At 57.2% G+C, this 21,352-nt stretch carries 16 protein-coding genes and 1 pseudogene; 15 read left to right on the top strand and 2 right to left on the bottom strand.

Annotated features, from left to right (window positions below; translation table 11 throughout):
- Nucleotides 1–133 precede the first annotated feature (133 nt).
- On the top strand, nt 134–493 hold the full coding sequence (locus CKW16_RS19505; RefSeq protein WP_095129862.1) for a response regulator: 360 nt from the start codon (nt 134–136) through the stop codon (nt 491–493).
- Nucleotides 494–658: 165 nt separating this feature from the next.
- On the top strand, nt 659–2,164 hold the full coding sequence (locus CKW16_RS19510; protein WP_095129864.1) for a PhoPQ-activated protein PqaA family protein: 1,506 nt from the start codon (nt 659–661) through the stop codon (nt 2,162–2,164).
- 136 nt (nt 2,165–2,300) lie between these two features.
- Here the strand turns inward: CKW16_RS19510 and CKW16_RS19515 are convergent, their stop codons facing one another.
- The gene (locus CKW16_RS19515) at nt 2,301–4,685 is read right to left on the bottom strand and encodes a hypothetical protein (protein WP_256580523.1); all 2,385 of its coding nucleotides are present in this window, start codon (nt 4,683–4,685) and stop codon (nt 2,301–2,303) included.
- Between the two features lie 281 nt (nt 4,686–4,966).
- Here CKW16_RS19515 and CKW16_RS19520 point away from each other — a divergent pair, with 281 nt between their 5' ends.
- The 11 genes from CKW16_RS19520 to CKW16_RS19570 all read left to right on the top strand — a co-directional run bounded on the left by CKW16_RS19520 (nt 4,967) and on the right by CKW16_RS19570 (nt 17,937).
- Nucleotides 4,967–6,262, top strand: a complete 1,296-nt coding sequence (locus tag CKW16_RS19520) for a glycosyltransferase (RefSeq protein WP_095129868.1) — start codon at nt 4,967–4,969, stop codon at nt 6,260–6,262.
- Between the two features lie 148 nt (nt 6,263–6,410).
- Nucleotides 6,411–7,268, top strand: a complete 858-nt coding sequence (locus CKW16_RS19525; RefSeq protein ID WP_095129870.1) for a phospholipase — start codon at nt 6,411–6,413, stop codon at nt 7,266–7,268.
- Nucleotides 7,269–7,414: 146 nt separating this feature from the next.
- The gene (locus CKW16_RS19530) at nt 7,415–8,296 is read left to right on the top strand and encodes a phospholipase (RefSeq protein ID WP_095129872.1); all 882 of its coding nucleotides are present in this window, start codon (nt 7,415–7,417) and stop codon (nt 8,294–8,296) included.
- Between the two features lie 79 nt (nt 8,297–8,375).
- The gene (locus tag CKW16_RS19535; RefSeq protein WP_095129874.1) at nt 8,376–9,281 is read left to right on the top strand and encodes an AraC family transcriptional regulator; all 906 of its coding nucleotides are present in this window, start codon (nt 8,376–8,378) and stop codon (nt 9,279–9,281) included.
- Nucleotides 9,282–9,508: 227 nt separating this feature from the next.
- Nucleotides 9,509–10,819, top strand: a complete 1,311-nt coding sequence (locus CKW16_RS19540; RefSeq protein WP_095129876.1) for a sugar ABC transporter substrate-binding protein — start codon at nt 9,509–9,511, stop codon at nt 10,817–10,819.
- A gap of 146 nt (nt 10,820–10,965) precedes the next feature.
- Nucleotides 10,966–11,892: a carbohydrate ABC transporter permease gene (locus tag CKW16_RS19545; RefSeq protein WP_046047221.1), complete on the top strand. Its 927-nt coding sequence runs from the start codon at nt 10,966–10,968 to the stop codon at nt 11,890–11,892.
- A 10-nt stretch (nt 11,893–11,902) separates the two neighbouring features.
- Entirely contained in the window at nt 11,903–12,733 is an 831-nt protein-coding gene (locus tag CKW16_RS19550) for a carbohydrate ABC transporter permease (RefSeq protein ID WP_046047128.1), read from the top strand.
- A 33-nt stretch (nt 12,734–12,766) separates the two neighbouring features.
- Entirely contained in the window at nt 12,767–13,870 is a 1,104-nt protein-coding gene (locus tag CKW16_RS19555) for an ABC transporter ATP-binding protein (protein WP_095129878.1), read from the top strand.
- Nucleotides 13,871–13,886: 16 nt separating this feature from the next.
- A complete protein-coding gene (locus tag CKW16_RS19560; protein ID WP_095129880.1) occupies nt 13,887–15,362 on the top strand; it encodes a mannitol dehydrogenase family protein in 1,476 nt (491 codons plus the stop codon).
- Between the two features lie 126 nt (nt 15,363–15,488).
- A complete protein-coding gene (gene xylB / locus CKW16_RS19565) occupies nt 15,489–16,985 on the top strand; it encodes a xylulokinase (protein WP_095129882.1) in 1,497 nt (498 codons plus the stop codon).
- A gap of 13 nt (nt 16,986–16,998) precedes the next feature.
- Nucleotides 16,999–17,937: a carbohydrate kinase gene (locus CKW16_RS19570; protein ID WP_095129884.1), complete on the top strand. Its 939-nt coding sequence runs from the start codon at nt 16,999–17,001 to the stop codon at nt 17,935–17,937.
- A gap of 117 nt (nt 17,938–18,054) precedes the next feature.
- On the opposite strand, the pseudogene CKW16_RS19575 reads toward CKW16_RS19570, so the two are convergent.
- Nucleotides 18,055–18,189, bottom strand: a pseudogene (locus CKW16_RS19575) (OprD family outer membrane porin); the annotation flags it as partial.
- A 240-nt stretch (nt 18,190–18,429) separates the two neighbouring features.
- Between CKW16_RS19575 and CKW16_RS19580 the strand changes: the two are divergent.
- A complete protein-coding gene (locus CKW16_RS19580; protein WP_095129886.1) occupies nt 18,430–20,484 on the top strand; it encodes a type VI secretion system tip protein VgrG in 2,055 nt (684 codons plus the stop codon).
- Nucleotides 20,475–21,338, top strand: a complete 864-nt coding sequence (locus CKW16_RS19585) for a DUF4123 domain-containing protein (protein ID WP_095129888.1) — start codon at nt 20,475–20,477, stop codon at nt 21,336–21,338. The genes CKW16_RS19580 and CKW16_RS19585 overlap by 10 nt, the downstream gene beginning before the upstream one ends.
- The last annotated feature ends 14 nt before the right edge of the window (nt 21,339–21,352 follow it).

The following is a 21,352-nucleotide window of genomic DNA, read 5'->3' on the forward strand; positions in this document are numbered from 1 at the left end:
CTTGCCAGCACTTGTGCGGCTATTCTTTTTTCTACCGCGCGGGAACTTGTCGGGTTCCGTCACTTACTCAAGCAAGAGCCCGGCGATTTCGATCGACCGACAACCGCGAATTCAACCTCTGAGACCCCCCACCATGCCCGTCAACGCGTCCATCATCCTTGTAGTCGAAGACGACGCCATCGTGCGCATGCTGATTGTCGATGTGCTGGAGGAACTCGAGTTCAAGGTGCTCGAGGCCGATGGCAGTGAAAAGGCGCTGGAGTTTCTCAACGATGAAGATCAGTACATCGATTTGATGATGACAGACGTTGGTTTGCCGGTGATGGACGGCCGTGAACTGGCTACCCAGGCGCGGATGCTTCGTCCTGAATTGCCGATTCTGTTTGCCAGCGGCTATGCCGAAAGCATTGATGTGCCCACAGGCATGTCAGTTATCGGCAAGCCGTTTTCGATTGATCAGTTGCGCGACAAGGTCAAAGGCATGCTGGCCTGAGACAGTTGACTGGGCATCTTGGCCCCACCACTTTTCTGCATAAACCGACGTAAGGTTGCATTTTTCGGCGTTTTTGGGCTCTGACCTGTCAAGTTTGACAGTAGAAAAGGCCGCCCGCCTGGCGTTTGATTGGACCGGTGATCCCACTCATAAGGAACCGAGTCCATGCCGAGTCGAACCGAACGCTACGCACGTTACTTGAAAATCAGCGGATTATTACTGATGCTCATCGCCGGATATGGTTGCCGGTCAGCCTCTTCCGACAATCCCCAGCACTGCTTTGAACAGAGCGGACAGGCGTTCAGCGAAGTATTGAGCTGCTATCGCAAAGCCGAAGCGACGCAACCGCTGCGCTACATCAGTAAGGGACAAGAGCAACAGCCCGGCGTCAACATCCGGCGCTTCGAACTGACGTCACAGTCCTGGGGCCAGGGCGGTCAAGTCGCCCCGGCAGACTGGACCCATGGGGTCGACCTGTACATTCCCGACAACGTCAAGGGTACGCGTGCCGTGCTGGTCGCCAACGACGGCGTCAACAACCCTTTGCCCGGTGAATCTCCGGGAGCACCCAACAACTTTTCGCAGCAAACACTGCTCAACATTGCCCGGCAAACCGGTTTGATCGTAGTGGCTGTCAGCAATGTCCCTAACCAGTATTTGACCTACAGCGATGACGACGTGCCTCGGACAGAAGATGGCAGCGTTGCCCACAGCTGGAAACTATTCATGCAGGTCCCGGAAAAACAGCCCTTTATGTCGTTGCATGTGCCGATGATGGAAGCGCTGGTCAAGGCCATGGACCTGGCGCAAAAGGAAACGCCGCCAGGCCAGGTGGTAAGTTTTCTTGCCACCGGCGCATCGAAACGCGGTTGGGCGGTATGGCTGTCCGCCCTTGCGGACTCACGCGTCGATAGCATCGTGCCGTTTGTCATCGACGTCTTGAATACGGACAAAGTGTTCGACCAGACGTTTCTGGCCTACGGCGGTAACTGGCCACTGGCGTACATCGACTACTACTTGCAAGGCGTGATCGCCCAACGCAAGAGCGAGCCGTTCAAGAAGCTGATGCAGGTCGAAGATCCGATGACCTATCGGAATCTGTCCGGCTACACCGACCGCTTGAAGATCCCGAAATACATCGTCAACGCCAGTGGCGATGACTTCTTCATCCCGGATGCTTCACGCCAGTATTTTCCGGACCTGCCGGGTGACAATACACTTCGGGTCATTCCCAATTCCGCCCACGATGTGCGGGCGTTTGTTGAAGCGAACCTGATTCCTTATATCAAGCGGCGGCAGACCGGCAACACCGCACCGAGGTTAAAGTCACAGGAACAACGCCTGGACGCCACATCGACCAAGTTGCACCTGACCTTGTCCGAAATGCCGATCAGGACGACTCAGTGGACAGCCCACAACCCGAAGGCCCGGGACTTCAGGTACAACTGCGGCGTGCGCTACACCGCAGCACAATTGCCGGCCTCAATGGACGTCCAGACGACTCTCCGCGCTCCCAAGGTGGGTTGGAGCGCCGAGTTCTTCGAAGCTGAGTACGCGGACGGCGTTGTCGAAACGACGATGGTCAAGGTGCTTCCGGATACGTATCCGAATCAGGCGCCACCCGCCGATGAGGCGTTTTGCAGAACGCTACCCGGCACCCCGGGTCAGTAAATCGAGACACGACAATCTCAACCCTTTTGCTCTGTGGGGTTGTCGTGTTTCCTTGACTGTTCTCGGTCATCCATTTTCTTTGCGCGACAAGGTCAAAGGCATTCTCGCGAACGCCTGACCTGAGCGGTGAACCGACTCAGGAATTCTGACGTTTTCGCTTGGCCTCCTGCCGCGCCCTGAATGCGCTGATGTCATTGGCGTCGACCTTTGCGGTCGTCGGTCGTGGGGGGGGCGTAGTTGTGTCTGTCGCAGGGGGCGATGTTTCGATATCAGCCACGCCCTCATTGCCAAAGTCCACACCGGCCAACTCGGAACCAACGCCTACCCCTCGACCGACTTTCTTCCCTGTATCTCGCCCAAACCCGTCCAGCGGACTGACACCGCTCGCTTTAATTGCCCGTTCGATGGCTTTTGGATTGGGAATGAATCTCCCTGTAGGGTCATAGGCGCCGAGAATATACGCGGGTGGCAGATCGACTGCGTAGTTGATCTCCAGTGGGGGTAGCTGTTTCAACCCGGAGTTGGGACGAAATGCCAGTTCGGTATTGGCATACAAATGAAACCCCTCTAACTGGCGAGCATCAATAAAATAGGTAAACCCGCCTTTTTGACCGCCATACACAAATGCGCCCGCACCGTCTTTCTTGTAGAACGCTGAAGTCGATATACCGGCACCGTCAAGGTCCAGAGCGTCATGGGCACCTCCATAACCGCCCTTGAAGCCATTGACCTGATTGATGTCCTTGATCGGGGTCCGTTGCGTGAAGCCCTTTTCGAAGACAACCGATGGGTCTCGCGTGTCGCCACGGAACACGAACCCCTGATAAACGTAACCTTTTTCCGGCCCCGAAAGCCTGATCACATGTGAGTCTGTCGCGAGTTTTTGAGCCACATTAGGGCCACCCATCAACTCCGACAGGTAACCGGCGACAACCAGTCCCTGACCTGCCCCGGGTATTTCTTTGCCGGTAGTGCTTGCCAGTTGATGGCTGATACTGCCTGCGGGCCTGCGTACCAATGAAGGTCTATTTGAGCGCTTGAGCGCCTCGAGCACTCTTTGGCTGATTCTTTTCTTCGCGGCGATAGACAGGGCTTTACCGAGGAGTTTTTCGGCAATCGGCCCAGCCAGTTCCGCCAAAACACCGATCGCTGCACTGATTCTCAAACGGTCAGCCTCTGCTGGGTCGTCCGACAGCTCGGCTCGAATCAGATCGGTTGCAGAAGCCCCCAGACCCAGAAGGAAAGGAATCAACATCCTGATCGGCGCGGACGCCAATGCACCGGCTCCACCGTAGGGTAGCGAAACGGCGAACGCCACGCATTGCAGCAGATAGCCAGCCGCCTCCAGGGCTATATCGGTCATGCGTTCCGAGTGTGTCGAGACCAATGTATCGATATCCGACAAAGCCCGTTTGATCTGTCGATCGAAGAGGTCTTTGCCGATGTCTGTACTCGACTGGAATACAACTTCCCGATAATTGGGGCGCGTTGCGAAAAGAGGAAACTCCTTCCCTCGGTACTTGAAATCCTGAACATAAGGCTTCTGTTGTGCACTCAATGGGACACGCATTAACAACAATTTCTGCAGTTGCGAGTTTTTTTCTAAAAAATGGCCTCGCTCGTCATGTCCTGCGGGAAATTCTATTGCGTAGTCCTGCGTTCCAAGAAAGAACAATATCCCTCGATCAAGATTACTGCGACCAATGAAAACCGCATTATCAACCGCCAGATCCGGATCGCTGTGCAAGTTCAGAGTCCGTGGCGGAATGATGCCTTTGAGGTACTCAAAGGCAATAATCCGATTCTCCATGGAGTTCTTATCACTCTGGATGTAGTTAACCACTAGCTTGTTGAGTGCGGTTTTTTTAACCAGGCTTCCAAAGGCGTGTGCTGCCGGATGTTGCAGATTATCAGCGACGTGCTGCCGAAAGTCGGCTTGATAGTCCGCATCGGTAAACGTTTTAACGAGCTCGGCAGGATAATACGACGGCCATTTTACTTCCTTGTAACCTATATCCTTCAGGACGCGATGATGGTAATCCGTGCAGATTTCCGCCAGCGTAAATGTTTTTTCCTTCCAGTCCACAGGGGTTTTTTCAGCGCTCTGCGAGTCGCTACGCTTAACCGGTCCAGGTTCAACATATACAACCCGAATTTTCGCATCGTGCGTAATCCACGAAAGAAGCTTTGGGTCCGATACAAACTCAAACACCGTCTCTTCAATGCGACGCTGAATAAAGTAGGCAGGATCGAAACTTGCGGGATCGGTAGCATTTACACATCCGTCGAGTATTTCACTGCTCAACTCTTTTATATTTACATCCTCGAACACTTCTTCGTCGGGCACCGGCCCCTGAACTGCCTTCGTTCTGGCCAAACGTGGCGCGGGCTCGATTCCCGCAAACTCGTCCAGCGGATCCAGCAACCACAGCAACGAATATTCTCCTTCAAATTCTTCACTGACACTTATAGAACTCATCATCAATACAACTCCATACTCATCATTGAGGCCAAGAGCCAATCACTCTTTCTCCTCATAAAAATAGAGAGTGCACCGTATAGAACTCGACGCAAATTTAGAACGCCTTAGTTGTTAACAACCATTACCAGAACATACAAATTACTTAAGGCAAACCGAAATAAGTCGCGAGCGCGACAATGCGTGGACACCTGCCCTTTAACTAATTGGCTTAGTTCAGAACACGTCACAATGCTAACGGGATGAAAAATAGTGCAGTCGACTGTGGTTTAATCTCATCTTGCTTACCTTCAACCTTCTGTTCGTATCAAGGAACGTCTCTCATGACTCAGCCCCGCGCAACCAAAGTCCTGGTCATTGGCTACGTCTGGCCCGAGCCCCGCTCTTCGGCGGCCGGCGGGCACATGATGCAAATTCTCGAGACCTTCTTGCAGCAAGGCTGGGACATTACTTTCAGTAGCCCGGCCGGCACCGGTGAACACCGGGCAGACCTGACGGTCTTGGGCATTCGCGAAATCCCGATCGAATTGAACAACAGCAGTTTCGACACGTTCATCAGCGAACTGGCCCCGGATATCGTTCTGTTCGATCGTTTCATGATGGAAGAACAGTTCGGCTGGCGAGTTGAGAAGCACTGCCCCGATGCCTTGCGCGTGCTTGAGACCTCCGACCTGCAAAGCCTGCGAGATGCCCGCCATCAACGCCTCAAAGAGCGATTGAAGGCCAGTGACGACGTCAATGACTTCAACGATTTGTTCGCCCCGGCGTTGCGTGAAGAGTTCGAACTCATGGCCGAGACCGATCTGGCTAAACGGGAAATCGCAGCGATTTATCGTTGCGACTTGAATCTGATGGTTTCCGAAGTGGAGATCGAGTTGCTGGTCGAGCAATTCAAACTGCCGCGCCACTTGCTGCACTGGTGCCCGCTGATGGTCGATCTACCGAGCGTGCCACCGGTTTCTTTTGAAGACCGCGCGCACTTTCTCAGCATCGGCAACTTCCGTCATGCGCCCAACTGGGATGCCGTGCTCTGGATGAAAACCACTATCTGGCCGCTGATCCGCGAACAGCTGCCAAAGGCTCAATTGCACATTTACGGTGCTTACACACCGCCCAAAGCGACTGCGTTGCACAACCCCGGCCAGGGCTTTCATGTAATGAACTGGGCGGAAGATGCATTAAAAGTCATGTCTGGCGCACGGATTTGTCTGGCCCCCCTACGCTTCGGTGCCGGCATCAAAGGCAAAATTGTCGACGCCATGTTGTGTGGCACGCCCACGATCACAACGCCAATCGGCGCAGAAGCGATGCATGGCGAACATCTCTGGCCGGGTGCTGTGACCCGCACGGCACAGGCGTTCGCCAATTGCGCGGTTCAGCTGTACAAGGACGAGGCTCTGTGGACGGACGCCCAATCCCAAGGGAAGGCATTGCTGGCCGATCGTTATCGACAATCGGAACATGGTCCGGCACTGATCGAAAAGTTGTTGTATTGCCAACAACACCTGGCACAACTTAGAAGCGATAACTTTACGGGAAGTATGTTGCGTCATCACCACCATAAAAGTACACAATACATGGCGCAATGGATTGAAGCGAAGAATCGAAATCCGTTATAGAGCTCACACCAACAACAAACATTTTGCATTATCACTGTTATTGACCAAGCCTAATACCCTCCTTATAAATAATCAACCGAACTTACACCTTACCCGTTAAGTTCGGCGCCATTAACTTTCCTTATACATTAATGCAAGGATGCATTAAATGAGCAACTACGCCAATAATAACTGGATGGCCGCGACGCCGGCCATTGACACTTTATCGCTTTGCGAACTGACTCTGCCTGGCACTCATAATGCTGGCTGCGACTGGAAAGCGTCCTGGCCGTTTTTCGGTCCTCCCGCCCACTGGGTGGCCTGTCAGCATGAATCGTTCTACAGCCAACTGTGTCATGGGTCCCGAGCTCTTGATGCCCGTTTGATTTATGACGCCACTGCCCCAGGGTTAGGAAAATTCATATTTTTACATAACAGTCACCGTTCTAACCGCACGTTGGTGAACCTGGTAACCGATCTAAATAGATTCCTGATGGAAAACCCTGATGAGTTTGTCATTCTGGATTTTCACCAACTCAAGAACGGCGAGCATCCATTTGACTTCAAATACTTCAACGACATGATGTTGAGGTTTATCGGCCATCGGATGATTCCTGCCCAAAACCAGGGCCTGAGCCTTAATAGACTCAAGCAAATCAGTCCACTGCAAAGGATACTGGTCGCGACCCCATGGCACAGTGCTATTGATCAAAAAGTATTTCACGAGCAGATCGAGCACAAATGGTCTGGCAGCGGCATCACCAATGCCGCGGACTTGGAAAAGCACATTATTAACGTGCTGAAATACCCGCCGGGCACATGGGCACCGTGGTCGCTTTCCGCCACCAGTTACAGCGCTCTCGGCGGCCCCGTGGATATTCATGACGAGCTTAATTCCTGGTTCGATCCGAAGAAAAGCGACTGGGCGTCAAAGTGCAACATCATCAATGTCGATTTTATTGAAGAGTCCAACATTGTCTCTTATTGCCGAACTGTAAACCTGACGAAAGCGAGCAAGCGAAATTAACAATTTTCGCGCCATCAAATAGCTATTCTTGTGTAAGTGTTTCCGGCGCTGGCAATACTGCCTCGCACTTCTATGCTGGGTCATGACATCCGACACATGAACTTCTTCTCCCCACGGATGGGGCGAATCAACGACAAGGAACTGTCATGACCCGCAATACAGCAACCACACTCGACAAACAGAAATGGATGAGCAACGTACTGGATATCGACCAGTTGAAGCTGACTGATATTATCTGGCCCGGCACGCACAACGCCGGCATGGACAAAAAAGCGCCCAACTATGAGGTGGTGGTCGGCAACTGGACGACGTGCCAGAACGACTCATTTGCCTGGCAACTGGCCAACGGCGCACGGGCGTTCGATATCCGGCTTGGCTGTACCGCCGGCCCGGTAGTACCGGTGTTTTACTTCCATCACAACGGCTATCAGTCCCACCGCATTCTTGATGAACTGATCGACGCGGTCACGTCATTCCTCGACCGAAACCCGGACGAATTCATCGTCCTCGACTTCCACCAGTTAGGGGATGCAGCGAAGCCTTTCGACTACCGACAATTCAATGATTTTCTGATGCGCCGCCTGGGCTCGCGCTTGATCCGTCCTTCGGATGCGCGCAGTACCGTGGAACAGCTCAAGCGCGCCAGTTCGCAGCGCCGCATTGTCATGGCCGCACAGGCGAAGCCCGGACTCGACAGTGAGTATTTCTGGCCGTATATACCTCACAAATGGAACGGCAAGGTATTCACCGACACCAGCGATCTGCAATCGCATATTCAGACCATCCTTGTGGGGGCGCCTTACGACACGTTTCTCTGGTCTTTGCCGGCGACGTGCTATTCGCTGTTGGGTGGCCCGCAGCACATCAAAAGCCAAATCAACGACTGGTTCCACACCACCCGCGACTGGGTCACCCGGTGCAGCATCATCAGCACCGATTTCTTTGACGAGGCGGATATTGTCCGCTACTGCTGGAGCGCCACCAGCATGAAAGCGGTTTACGGAGACAGGTTGCACAGGTCGGCCTAAGCCAAAGTCGTGGCAGGCTGGTACAGCAGGCGCCAAAAGAGGCATGATCGGATAGCGATAACAAGAAAAGCGCCCTGACATGACTCGAACAGCCCGCGTGACAGACCCCTCCTACGAACTGATGGACGACCACAACGGGTTGTCCATCATCTACCGCCAGCACGGTTTTCCTTGCCCGTTGGTGCGTTGGCATTTTCACAAGGAATACGAACTGCACCTGATCGTCGCCAGCTCCGGCAAAGTGTTCATCGGTGACTACATCGGCAACTTCTATCCAGAATCGCTATTCCTCACCGGCCCCAACCTGCCCCACAACTGGATCAGCCAGGTAGCCGAAGACGAAGTGGTGCCCAAGCGCGACATGCTGGTCAACTTCACGGATGAGTTATTCGACAGCGGCCACTTGGTGTTTACCGAGCTCAAAACGCTGGCGCCGCTATTGGAGCGCGCCCAGTACGGCATCGAGTTTCGCTGCAAGCGCACCATTCGCCAGGCCATGTCTTTGATGCAGCGCATCGCCGATACCCAAGGCGTGACACGCCTCGGGCACTTTTTCATTCTGCTGGAGTTGCTGGCGACCTCTGACGACTATCAGCTGCTGTCCGGGGCCACGACACCGCAATTGGCCGACGAGCACAATATCGATCGCACCAACCGGGCGGTGGATTACATCTTCGCGCATTACGCCCGTGAACTGCCGCTGGAGGAAGTCGCCGAGCACTTGGGCATGAAGCCTACTTATTTCAGTCGAGTGTTCAAGCAAGCCACCGGCCGCTGCTTCATCGAATTCGTCAATCGACTGCGCATCAGCAAATCCTGTGAGCTGCTGGCCGACGGTGACAAACCGGTAACCGATGTCTGTTTCGAATCGGGCTTCAACAATATTTCCAACTTCAATCGGCGTTTTCAGCAACTCAAGGGCATGACGCCGTCCCATTACCGGCGGTTGGCCGTGCAACGGTTGACTGAGCAGAACCTGGGTTAAACGCCCGAAAACCTGTACGGAATCCATAGGGTCTAACCGTTAAAAAGCCGTTCCCTGCACCTCTCCCTCCAAACACCAGTGCAAAATAGTATCGATCCAAGTGCGATGGATGATTTGTCACGTCATCAATTGAAGGCTGTAATCAGTGCACATTCTTCCTGCCGTCGGAAGACACAAAAACAATAACTGTCCTTCTGTACCCGCCGGGTGCAGAAAAGGAGTGCACGATGCAACCTTCTGTAAAAGCTCTGCTTGCCCTCACCTGCATGACCCTCAGCAGCGTCAGCCTCGGCGCCCAGACCCTGACCATCGCCACCGTCAACAACAGCGACATGATCCGCATGCAAAAACTCTCGAAAACCTTCGAGGCCGAGCATCCGGACATCAAGCTCAATTGGGTGGTACTGGAAGAAAATGTCCTGCGCCAACGCCTGACCACCGACATCGCCACTCAGGGCGGACAGTTCGATGTACTGACCATTGGCATGTACGAAGCCGCACTCTGGGGTGCCAAAGGTTGGCTGGAGCCGATGAAGGACTTGCCGGCCAGTTACGCCCTCGACGACGTGTTCCCATCGGTGCGTGAAGGTCTGTCGGTCAAGGGTTCGCTTTACGCGCTGCCCTTCTACGCCGAAAGCTCCATCACCTATTACCGCACCGATTTGTTCAAGGAAGCCGGGCTGACCATGCCCGAGCACCCGACCTGGACCCAGATCAGCGAATTCGCCAGCAAACTCACCAATAAGGATAAAGAACAGTACGGCATCTGCCTGCGCGGCAAGGCCGGCTGGGGCGAGAACATGGCGCTGATCACCACCGTCGCCAATGCCTATGGTGCACGCTGGTTCGATGAGCAGTGGAAACCGGAATTCACCGGCCCCGAGTGGAAAAACGCGCTGAACTTCTACGTCGACACCATGAAGAAATCTGGTCCGCCAGGTGCGTCGAGCAACGGTTTCAACGAAAACCTGGCGCTGTTCAACAGCGGCAAGTGCGCGATCTGGGTCGATGCCAGCGTCGCCGGCTCCTTCGTCACCGATAAGACCCAAAGCAAGGTCAGCGACCACGTCGGCTTCACCTACGCACCGCACGAGACCACCGACAAAGGCTCGGCCTGGTTGTATTCCTGGGCGCTGGCGATTCCGACCAGTTCCAAGGCCAAGGACGCCGCGAAAACCTTCAGCGCCTGGGCCACCTCCAAGGAGTACGGCGCATTGGTTGCCGAGAAAGACGGCATTGCCAACGTACCGCCAGGTACTCGCGCTTCAACGTACAGCGATGAGTACATGAAGGCTGCGCCGTTCGCCAAGGTGACCCTTGAATCGCTGAAAGCCGCGGACCCGAGCAAGCCGACCCTCAAGCCCGTGCCGTATATCGGCATCCAGTTGGTGACCATTCCTGAATTCCAGGCGGTGGGCACCCAGGTCGGCAAACTGTTCTCGGCGGCACTGATCGGCCAGACCACGGTTGACCAGGCCCTGACCGCTGCCCAGTCAACCACCGAACGTGAAATGAAGCGCGCCGGTTACCCCAAGTAACCCCCAATCCCTGTAGGAGCAAAGCTTGCTCGCGATGAACGATAACGAGGTTCATCAGACGAGCCGCGTCGTGGCTATCGCGAGCAAGCTTTGCTCCTACAGGTTTCGCGTTACATCTGCTTTTGTTCTCAATCGGTTCTATCGCCATGAATATTTCAACTGCCAAAGCTCACATGGACATTCCCCAACCGGTGCGTAAAAGCCGGTTATCCAACCCCGGCTGGTTCCTGGTCAGCCCCTCGGTGGCGTTGTTGCTGCTGTGGATGATCGTGCCGCTGGGTATGACCGTTTACTTTTCGCTGATCCGCTACAACCTGCTCTATCCCGGTGAGAACGAGTTCGTCGGGCTGGAGAACTTCAGCTACTTCCTCAGCGACTCGGGTTTCCTGCCCGGCGCCACCAATACCTTGTTGCTGGTCGGCAGCGTGCTGCTGATCAGCGTGGTGTTCGGCGTGTTGATCAGTGCGCTGCTGGAGGCCAGTGAGTTTCTCGGTCGCGGCATCGTGCGGGTGATGCTGATCTCGCCGTTTTTCATCATGCCCACCGTCGGTGCGCTGATCTGGAAGAACCTGATTTTCCACCCGGTGTCGGGGATTCTCGCCTACGTCTGGAAGCTGTTCGGGGCGCAGCCGGTGGACTGGCTGGCGCATTACCCGCTGCTGTCGATCATCATCATCGTGTCCTGGCAATGGCTGCCGTTTGCGATCCTGATCCTGATGACCGCCATGCAGTCCCTCGACCAGGAGCAGAAGGAAGCCGCGCGCCTCGACGGTGCCGGGCCGATCGCGATTTTCTGGCACCTGACCCTGCCGCACCTGGCACGGCCGATTGCCGTAGTGGTGATGATCGAAACCATCTTCCTGCTCTCGGTGTTCGCCGAAATATTCACCACCACCAACGGCGGCCCCGGCTACGCCTCGACCAACCTCGCCTACCTGATCTACAACCAGGCGCTGGTGCAGTTCGACGTCGGCATGGCGTCCGCCGGCGGTTTGATCGCGGTGGTGATCGCCAACATCGCAGCCATCGTGCTGGTGCGCATGATCGGCAAAAACCTGACAGACAAAGCCTGAGGCCTGCGCCATGACCCTTCAACAATCCCGCCGTCTGCAAAGCCTGTTGCTCGGCACCCTGGCCTGGGCCATCGCGATCCTGATCTTCTTCCCGATCTTCTGGATGGTGATGACCAGTTTCAAAACCGAAATCGATGCGTTCGCCACGCCGCCGCAGTTCATCTTCACGCCGACGCTGGAGAACTACCTGCACATCAACGAGCGCAGCGACTACTTCAGCTTCGCCTGGAACTCGGTGGTGATTTCGTTCAGCGCTACAGCACTGTGCCTGCTGATCGCGGTGCCGGCGGCGTACTCGATGGCGTTCTACGAAACCCAACGCACCAAAGGCACGCTGCTGTGGATGCTCTCCACCAAGATGCTGCCACCGGTGGGCGTGCTGATGCCGATCTACTTGCTGGCCAAGAGTTTCGGCCTGCTCGATACGCGCATCGCGCTGATCGTGATCTACACGCTGATCAACCTGCCGATCGTGGTCTGGATGATTTACACCTACTTCAAAGACATCCCCAAGGACATCCTCGAAGCCGCGCGCCTCGACGGTGCCACGCTGTGGCAGGAAATGGTCCGGGTGCTGTTGCCGATCGCCAAGGGCGGTCTGGCTTCCACGGTGCTGTTGTCGCTGATCCTGTGCTGGAACGAGGCGTTCTGGTCCTTGAACCTGACTTCGTCGAAAGCCGCGCCGTTGACCGCATTGATCGCCTCCTACTCAAGTCCCGAAGGTCTGTTCTGGGCCAAGTTGTCGGCGGTGTCGACGCTGGCCTGTGCGCCGATCCTGATCTTCGGCTGGATCAGCCAGAAACAATTGGTCCGCGGCCTGTCGTTCGGCGCCGTGAAATAGCCCTCAAAGAATAAGCACAAAAGGAGCGCCATCATGGCCAACCTGAAAATCAAGAATCTGCAAAAAGGCTTCGAAGGCTTTTCCATCATCAAAGGCATCGACCTGGAAGTGAACGACCGCGAGTTCGTGGTGTTCGTCGGCCCGTCGGGCTGCGGCAAATCCACGTTGCTGCGCCTGATTGCCGGCCTGGAAGAAGTCAGTGGCGGCACCATCGAGCTCGATGGCCGCGACATCACCGAAGTCAGCCCGGCCAAGCGTGACCTGGCGATGGTGTTCCAGACCTACGCCCTGTACCCGCACATGAGCGTGCGCAAAAACATGTCGTTTGCCCTCGACCTGGCCGGCGTCCCGAAAGCCGAAGTCGAGAAGAAAGTCGGCGAAGCGGCACGCATCCTCGAACTCGGGCCGATGCTCGAACGCAAGCCGAAACAGTTGTCCGGCGGACAGCGTCAGCGCGTGGCCATCGGCCGCGCCATCGTGCGCAATCCGAAAATCTTCCTGTTCGACGAGCCACTGTCCAACCTCGACGCCGCCCTGCGCGTGCAGATGCGCCTGGAACTGTTGCGCCTGCACAAAGAACTGCAAGCCACGATGATCTACGTAACCCACGACCAGGTCGAAGCCATGACCATGGCCGACAAGGTTGTCGTACTCAATGGCGGCAAAGTCGAACAAGTCGGCTCGCCCCTGGATCTGTATCACCAGCCGGCCAACCTGTTTGTCGCCGGATTCCTTGGCACGCCGAAAATGGGTTTCCTCAAGGGCAAAGTCACCCGCGTCGAAAGCCAGAGCTGCGAAGTGCTGCTGAACGCCGGCACCCGCATCACGTTGCCGCTGAGCGGTGCCAACCTGAGTGTCGGCGGCGCGGTGACGTTGGGCATTCGCCCTGAACACCTCAACCTCGCGCAAACCGGCGACTGCACCTTGCAGGTCACGGCCGACGTCAGTGAACGCCTGGGCAGCGACACCTTCTGCCACGTGGTGACCTCGTCCGGCGAAGCCTTGACCATGCGCGTTCGCGGCGACCTGGCCAGCCGTTATGGCGAGTCGCTAAGCCTGCATCTGGACGCCGAGCACTGCCACTTATTCGATGCCGACGGTGTAGCGCTGACCCGCCCGTTGCGCGCTGCGGCCTGATTTTAGAGTGCATGTGATGAAACTGAATAAACAGAACCTCAACCGCCTCGCCCCCGAGGTGGCCCTGCCCGCCTACGCCCTGAGCGACACGCGTCAAGGCATCGCGCACATCGGCGTCGGCGGTTTCCACCGCGCCCATCAGGCGTATTACACCGATGCGTTGATGAATACCGGCGAAGGCCTGGACTGGGCGATTTGCGGCGTCGGCCTGCGCGCCGAAGACCGTCGTGCCCGGGATGATCTCAAAGAGCAGGATTACCTCTTCACCCTGTTCGAGCTTGGGGATACCGACGACACTGAAGTTCGGGTCATCGGCGCGATTCGCGACATGCTGCTGGCTGAAGACGGCGCGCAAGCGTTGATCGACAAACTCGCCAGCCCCGAGATCCGTATCGTTTCGCTGACCATTACCGAAGGCGGCTACTGCATCGACGACAGCAACGGCGAGTTCATGGCCCAACTGCCGCAGATCCAGCACGATCTGGCACACCCGAACGCCCCGAAAACCGTGTTCGGTTTTCTCTGCGCCGCGTTGGCCAAACGCCGTGCAGCCGGCACGCCCGCGTTCACCTTGATGTCCTGCGATAACCTGCCGCACAACGGCGCGGTCACTCGTAAGGCGTTACTGGCTTTCGCCGCCCTGCGCGATGCCGATCTGCGGGACTGGATCGCCACCCACGTGAGTTTCCCCAACGCGATGGTCGACCGCATCACGCCGATGACCAGCACCGAACACAAGCTGCAACTGCACGATAAACACGCTATCGACGATGCCTGGCCGGTGGTCTGCGAACCGTTTGTGCAATGGGTGCTGGAGGACAAGTTCGTCAACGGTCGTCCGGCTTGGGAAAAGGTCGGCGTGCAGTTCACCGACGACGTCACGCCTTATGAAGAGATGAAAATCAAACTGCTCAACGGCAGTCACCTGGCGCTCACTTATCTGGGGTTTTTGAAGGGTTACCGCTTCGTTCACGAAACCATGAACGACCCGCTGTTCGTGCGCTACATGCGTGCCTACATGGACCTGGACGTGACCCCGCAACTGTCAGCCGTGCCGGGGATTGACCTGACCGAGTACAAAAACACCCTGGAGGCGCGCTTCTCCAACCAGGCGATTGCCGATCAGTTGGAGCGCGTGTGTTCGGACGGTTCGTCGAAGTTTCCGAAGTTCACCGTGCCGACGATCAATCGATTGATTGCTGATGGACGAGAGACGACGCGTGCGGCACTGGTAGTGGCCGCTTGGGCGTTGTATTTGAAGGGCGTGGACGAAAATGGCGAAACCTACAGCATTCCTGATCCGCGGGCGGCGTTTTGTCAGGCGTTGGTGGCGGATGATGCGTTGATCACGCAGCGCTTGCTGGAGGTTGAGGAGATTTTTGGTACAGCGATTCCGCATTCGCCGGAATTCGTGGCGGCGTTTGAGTGGTGCTGTAACAGCTTGCGCGATGTCGGCGTGACAACAACCCTCGAACGAGTACTCGCCAACTGATCGTTCCCACGCTCTGCGTGGGAATGCAGCCCGGGACGCTCCGCGTCCCATCCAGGAGCGGACGCAGAGCGTCCATTGATGCATTCCCACGCAGAGCGTGGGAACGATCTTCGGCAGGGTGTATCCATGGCAAACCAACAACTATTCCTCGGCATCGACTGCGGCACCCAAGGCACCAAAGCCATCATCCTCGACGCCGTCAGCGGTCAAGTGCTGGGCCAGGGTGCCGCCGCACACACCTTGATCAGTGGCGCCAATGGCCGCCGCGAGCAAGACACCTCCCAATGGCTGGAAGCCTTCGCGCTTGCCACCCGCCGTGCATTGCTCGCGGCCAAGGTCGACGGCCAGGACATCCTCGGCATCGGCGTTTCCGGCCAGCAACACGGGCTGGTTCTGCTCGACGATCAGGGCCAGGTGCTGCGTCCGGCCAAACTCTGGTGTGACACCGAATCCACCCCGGAAAACGACCGTCTGCTTGCCCATCTGGGTGGCGAAAAAGGCTCTCTGGAACGCCTCGGCGTTGTGATCGCACCCGGCTACACCGTCTCAAAACTGCTCTGGACCAAAGAACAACACCCGCAGATTTTTGCTCGCATCGCGCGCATCCTGCTGCCCCATGACTACCTCAACTATTGGCTCACCGGCCGCAGTTGCAGCGAGTACGGCGACGCCTCGGGCACGGGCTATTTCAACGTGCGCAGCCGCCAGTGGGATTTGCAGCTGCTGCGTGACATCGATGCCACCGGGCGACTGCAAGCCGCGCTGCCGGAGCTGATCGACGCTCATCAAGCCGTCGGCACGATCCTGCCGAGCATCGCCGAACACCTGGGCATCAACCCGCAGGCGCTGGTCTCCAGCGGCGGTGGCGACAACATGATGGGCGCCATCGGCACCGGCAACATCAAGCCCGGCGCTATCACCATGAGTCTCGGTTCATCGGGGACGGTGTACGCCTATGCGGATCAACCGAAGGTCAGTCCGGACGCTTCAGTCGCAACGTTCTGCTCCTCCAGTGGTGGCTGGCTGCCGCTGATCTGCACCATGAACCTGACCAACGCGACCGGGGTGATTCGCGAGCTGTTCGAGCTGGATATCGAGCAGTTCAATGCCCTCGTTGAGCAAGCGCCAATCGGTGCCGAAGGTGTGTGCATGCTGCCGTTCCTCAACGGCGAGCGCGTCCCCGCCCTGCCCCATGCCACCGGCAGTCTGTTGGGGTTGACGATGACCAACCTGACTCAGGCCAACCTGTGCCGCGCGGTGGTCGAAGGCACGACCTTCGGTTTGCGTTATGGACTGGACCTGCTGCGTCAGAATGGCTTACAAAGCCGCAGCATCTGCCTGATCGGCGGCGGCTCGAAAAGCCCGGTGTGGCGCCAGATCGTCGCTGACATCATGAACACCCCGGTCATCTGCACCGAACAAAGCGAAGCCGCGGCCCTCGGCGCCGCGATTCAGGCGGCGTGGTGCAAGTCCTGGGAAAACGGCCACGAGGACAGTCTGGCGGACCTTTGCGAGCGTTGCGTGAAGCTCGATCCAGCCAGCGAAACCTTGCCGATCGCAGTCAATGTGGCGGCCTGTCAGCAGGCCTACGAACGCTATCAACAGCATGTCGCAACCCTTTGAAGAGTGAATAACTATGTACCTGGTGTGTGGCGAAGCGCTGTTCGATTTCTTCAGTGAAGACGATGCCAGCGGCCTGGCTTCAAAAGTGAATTTCAAGGCGATTGCCGGCGGCTCGCCGTTCAACGTCGCGGTGGGTTTGCGTCGTTTGGGCGTGGATGCGGCACTGTTTGCCGGCCTGTCCACCGACTACCTCGGCCGGCGCTTGCAGCAGGTGTTGCAGGATGAAGGCGTGCGCCCGGATTACCTGGTGGATTTCGCTGCGCCTACGACCCTGGCGATGGTGGCCGTCGGTGCCAATGGTTCACCGCATTACAGCTTCCGGGGTGAAGGCTGCGCTGATCGGCAGCTGAAACTGGAGCATCTACCGGAACTGGGACCTGAGGTGCGCGGCTTGCACATCGGCTCGTTCTCGCTGGTGGTGCAACCGATTGCCGACACACTGTTGGCATTGGTGCAGCGTGAAAACGGTAAACGCTTGATCAGCCTTGACCCCAACGTGCGGCTCAATCCTGAGCCAAATATCGACCTGTGGCGTTCGCGGGTTGCAACCTTGGTTGAGCTGGCCGACCTGATCAAAGTCAGCGATGAGGATTTGAGCCTGTTGTACCCCGAGCAGGATCCGCAACGGGTGATTGAAGGCTGGCTGCAGCATCGCTGTCAGTTGGTGTTTCTGACCCGTGGTGGCGAGGGGGCGACGGTGTTCAGCCGTGCCCATGGTTCATGGTCGGTGCCGGCGAGTTCAGTGAAAATCGCCGACACCGTGGGCGCTGGCGATACGTTCCAGGCGGCGTTGATTACCTGGCTGACCGAGCAGCAACTGGATTCGGTTGAAGGCGTGCAATCGCTGAGTCTTGAGCAGATCGACGCCATGCTCAAATTTGCAGTGCAAGCGGCGGCGCTGACGTGCAGCAAGACCGGGCCGGACTTGCCATATCGCCAGCAACTCACCTGACTGATCGTTCCCACGCTCCGCGTGGGAATGCCTCAAGGGACGCTCCGCGTTCCAATTCGCGAAAGGGACGCGGAGCGTCCCGGGCTGCATTCCCACGCGGAGCGTGGGAACGATCATTTAGAGCACCGAAAAGTTGTAACTCACAATCAACCGGGTCTCATCGACATCCCGGGCAAACTTCTCGTAGTTCGTCCGGTACGTCGCATTGCGCAACCGCAGGCTGACATCTTTGAACGTCCCGCTCTGCACCACTTACTTGAGCTCGCTAACCGGTGTTTGCGCAAGGCGCAATAAGCCAAAAAAATAGCCTTCGCCCCGGACAAGTAACTTGCCAGGATGAAGTGGACACACAGAAGTGAGCGGCGATGATGGCAGAAGGCTGTTACGGGCTACAGACGACTTTAGTCGGTAAATGACTGTTCGTTTCCTTGAACGAGGCGCTTTAATCCTGCACCATCCGCCCCAGCTTATTCAAAGGACGGAATTAAAGGCATGCTGGACGCGAACGCAACCCATATTTCCCTCACGCTGGAAGGCGTTTCCGTTGACCTTCAGGTACTCAGCTTCGTCGGTCGCGAAACCCTCAATCAGCCGTTCTGTTTCGACATCGAACTGGTCAGCGCGCGCCCCGACCTGAAACTCGAAGAGTTGCTGCACAAGCCCGGCTGCCTGACCTTCGGCGCCACCGGCAAAGGCATCATCCACGGCCTGGTGTACCGCATCGAGCAAGGCGACTCCGGCAAAAGCCTGACCCGTTACAGCATCAGCCTGGTGCCGCAACTCGCCTACCTGCGGCACAACCATGACCAGCAGATTTTCCAGCATTTAAGTGTGCCGAAGATCATCGCGCAGGTCCTCGAAGCGCGCGGCATCCTGGCCGACGCCTACAGCTTCCAGCTCGGCGCGATCTACCCGGAACGCGATTACTGCGTGCAGTACGACGAATCCGACCTGCATTTCATCCAGCGCCTGTGCGAAGAAGAAGGCATTCACTTCCACTTCCAGCACAGTGCCAGCGGCCACAAACTGGTGTTCGGCGATGACCAAACGGTGTTCCGCAAACTCGCGCCCGTGGCCTATCAGCAAGACTCCGGCATGGCCGCCGAGAAACCGGTGATCAAGCGCTTCAACCTGCGCCTGGAAACCCGCACCACCCGCGTCAGCCGCCGCGACTACGACTTTGAGAAACCGCGCATCCTTCCCGAAGGCGCCGCCAAAAGCGAATTCGCCCCGGACCTGGAAGACTACGACTACCCCGGCCGCTTCACCGACCGCGAACGCGGCAAGCAACTGGCAACCCGCGCCCTGGAACGCCATCGCAGCGACTACAAACTTGCCGAAGGCAAAGGCGACGAGCCAACCCTGGTCAGCGGCCACTTCATGGCCCTGAGCGAACACCCGCGCGCCGAGTGGAACGACCTCTGGCTGCTGCTGGAAGTGCAGCACGAAGGCAAACAGCCGCAAGTGCTCGGCGCAAACGTCACCAGCGACGTCACCCAGAACAAAGACGATTTCCACCAGGGCTACCGCAACCGCTTCCTCGCCACCCCGTGGGACGCGCACTTCCGCCCTGCCCTCGAACACCCGAAACCCAAAGTCCTGGGCAGCCAGACCGCCATCGTCACCGGCCCTGCGGGTGAAGAAATCCACTGCGACGAGTACGGCCGCGTCAAAGTCCAGTTCCACTGGGACCGCGAAGGCCAGGCCGACGACAAGACCAGCTGCTGGCTGCGCGTCGCCACCGGCTGGGCCGGAAGCGCCTACGGCGGCATCGCCATCCCGCGCATCGGCATGGAAGTGCTGGTGTCGTTTATGGAAGGCGACCCCGACCAACCACTGATCACCGGCTGCCTGTACCACAAGGAAAACGTCGTCCCGTACGACCTGCCGGCGAACAAGACCCGCAGCACGTTCAAGACCCTGAGTTCACCGGGCGGCAAGGGTTACAACGAGTTTCGGATTGAAGACAAGAAAGGTGCGGAACAGATTTATCTGCACGCCCAGCGGGATTGGGATGAAAACATTGAGCATGATCAGAAGATTCGCATCGGCAATGAGCGGCATGACACCGTTGAGGCGAATGTTTTAAGCGAGTTCAAGGTTGAAGAGCATCGGATTACCCACCTCGACCGTAAGACTGAAACCCGGGCTAATGATCACCTGACGGTTGCCGTTACTCAGCATGTGAAGGTGGGGACGGCGCAGTTTGTTGAGGCGGGTCAGGAGATTCACTACAAAGCTGGGGAAAAGGTTGTGGTTGAGGGCGGCATGGAGCTGACGGCCAAGGCTGGCGGGAGCTTTGTGAAGATTGACGCGGGGGGCGTGACCATTAGTGGTGCGCAGGTGAAGGTCAACTCCGGCGGTGGGCCAGGTTCGGGGACGCCTGCTGCGCCGTTGTTGCCGGGGCCGATGAAGGTCGCGGATGCAGATAAGGCCGGCAAAGTCCCGATACCACTGCCAAAACGCTTGAACGAGTCCGGAATCACTCCGTTGTGCGGCAAACAAAGCAACGGCGCCTGTAGCCGTAAGGATTGCACATGCATGTAAAAGCGTTGAACGCCCTCCTCGCCGAACCCCGCCATTCGTTCGAGCAACTGCCAAGAGAACCGTCGAACCAGACGCTGTGCTTCATCATCGACCGCACCCGCCAGCCTGAGGCCATGAGCCGCCTCTACCGTGTCGGCGAACCGATGAACTCCCAAGGTTTGTTCATTGGCACCGATTTCGCCGAGATCGCCGCTGACGGCCCCTTGTGGCTCAACGCTCCATGGGGCAGCCTCTTGGCCGCCGAAGCTGCAAAGCTTTGTGAAGAAAACTTTTCCGGCATCGCCCTGACCACTGACGACCCGGTCAAGGCTTTGGCCCATGCGCGCTGGCTGTTACGCGCCAACGACGGCTCCGGCGGCCAAAGCCTGCTGAGCTATCACAAGCCAAGCCTGTGGGCCGCACTGGCCTACACCGCCAGCGAAACCTCGCACCAGCTCTTCGGTCCGTGGCATCACGTCTACACCCCTGCCCCGTCTCATTTCGGTGCCGGCAACGGTAATTGGTTGGCCTGGGCCCCAACCTCGGAACTCGAATGGCTGGGCGACGTCTCAGCGTTCAACATCCCGGACGATGCACCAAAGGTTCAAGAACGATTGGGTTGGGTCTACTGGGTCGATGAGCAATACGCCGCATTTGGCGAGCCGACTGACGAAGAGCTGCCCAATGTCGCGGAAAACCTTGATGTGCTGGTCAATCACAACATCTACGAAGGCCGGCATTTGCTCAAATTGGCCCACATCGCCAATGGCCCGCTGCTCGAAACACAGCCCCAGGCCATGGCCATCCTGCAATCCAGGGAAGAGTCGTTCATCAAGGTTGAACAGCTGAAGCAACTCGCTACCAGCGCCGCCTGATGAACCCGTCCGCG

It is taken from the genome of Pseudomonas sp. Irchel s3h14 (assembly GCF_900187425.1).
Taxonomy (GTDB): Bacteria; Pseudomonadota; Gammaproteobacteria; order Pseudomonadales; family Pseudomonadaceae; genus Aquipseudomonas.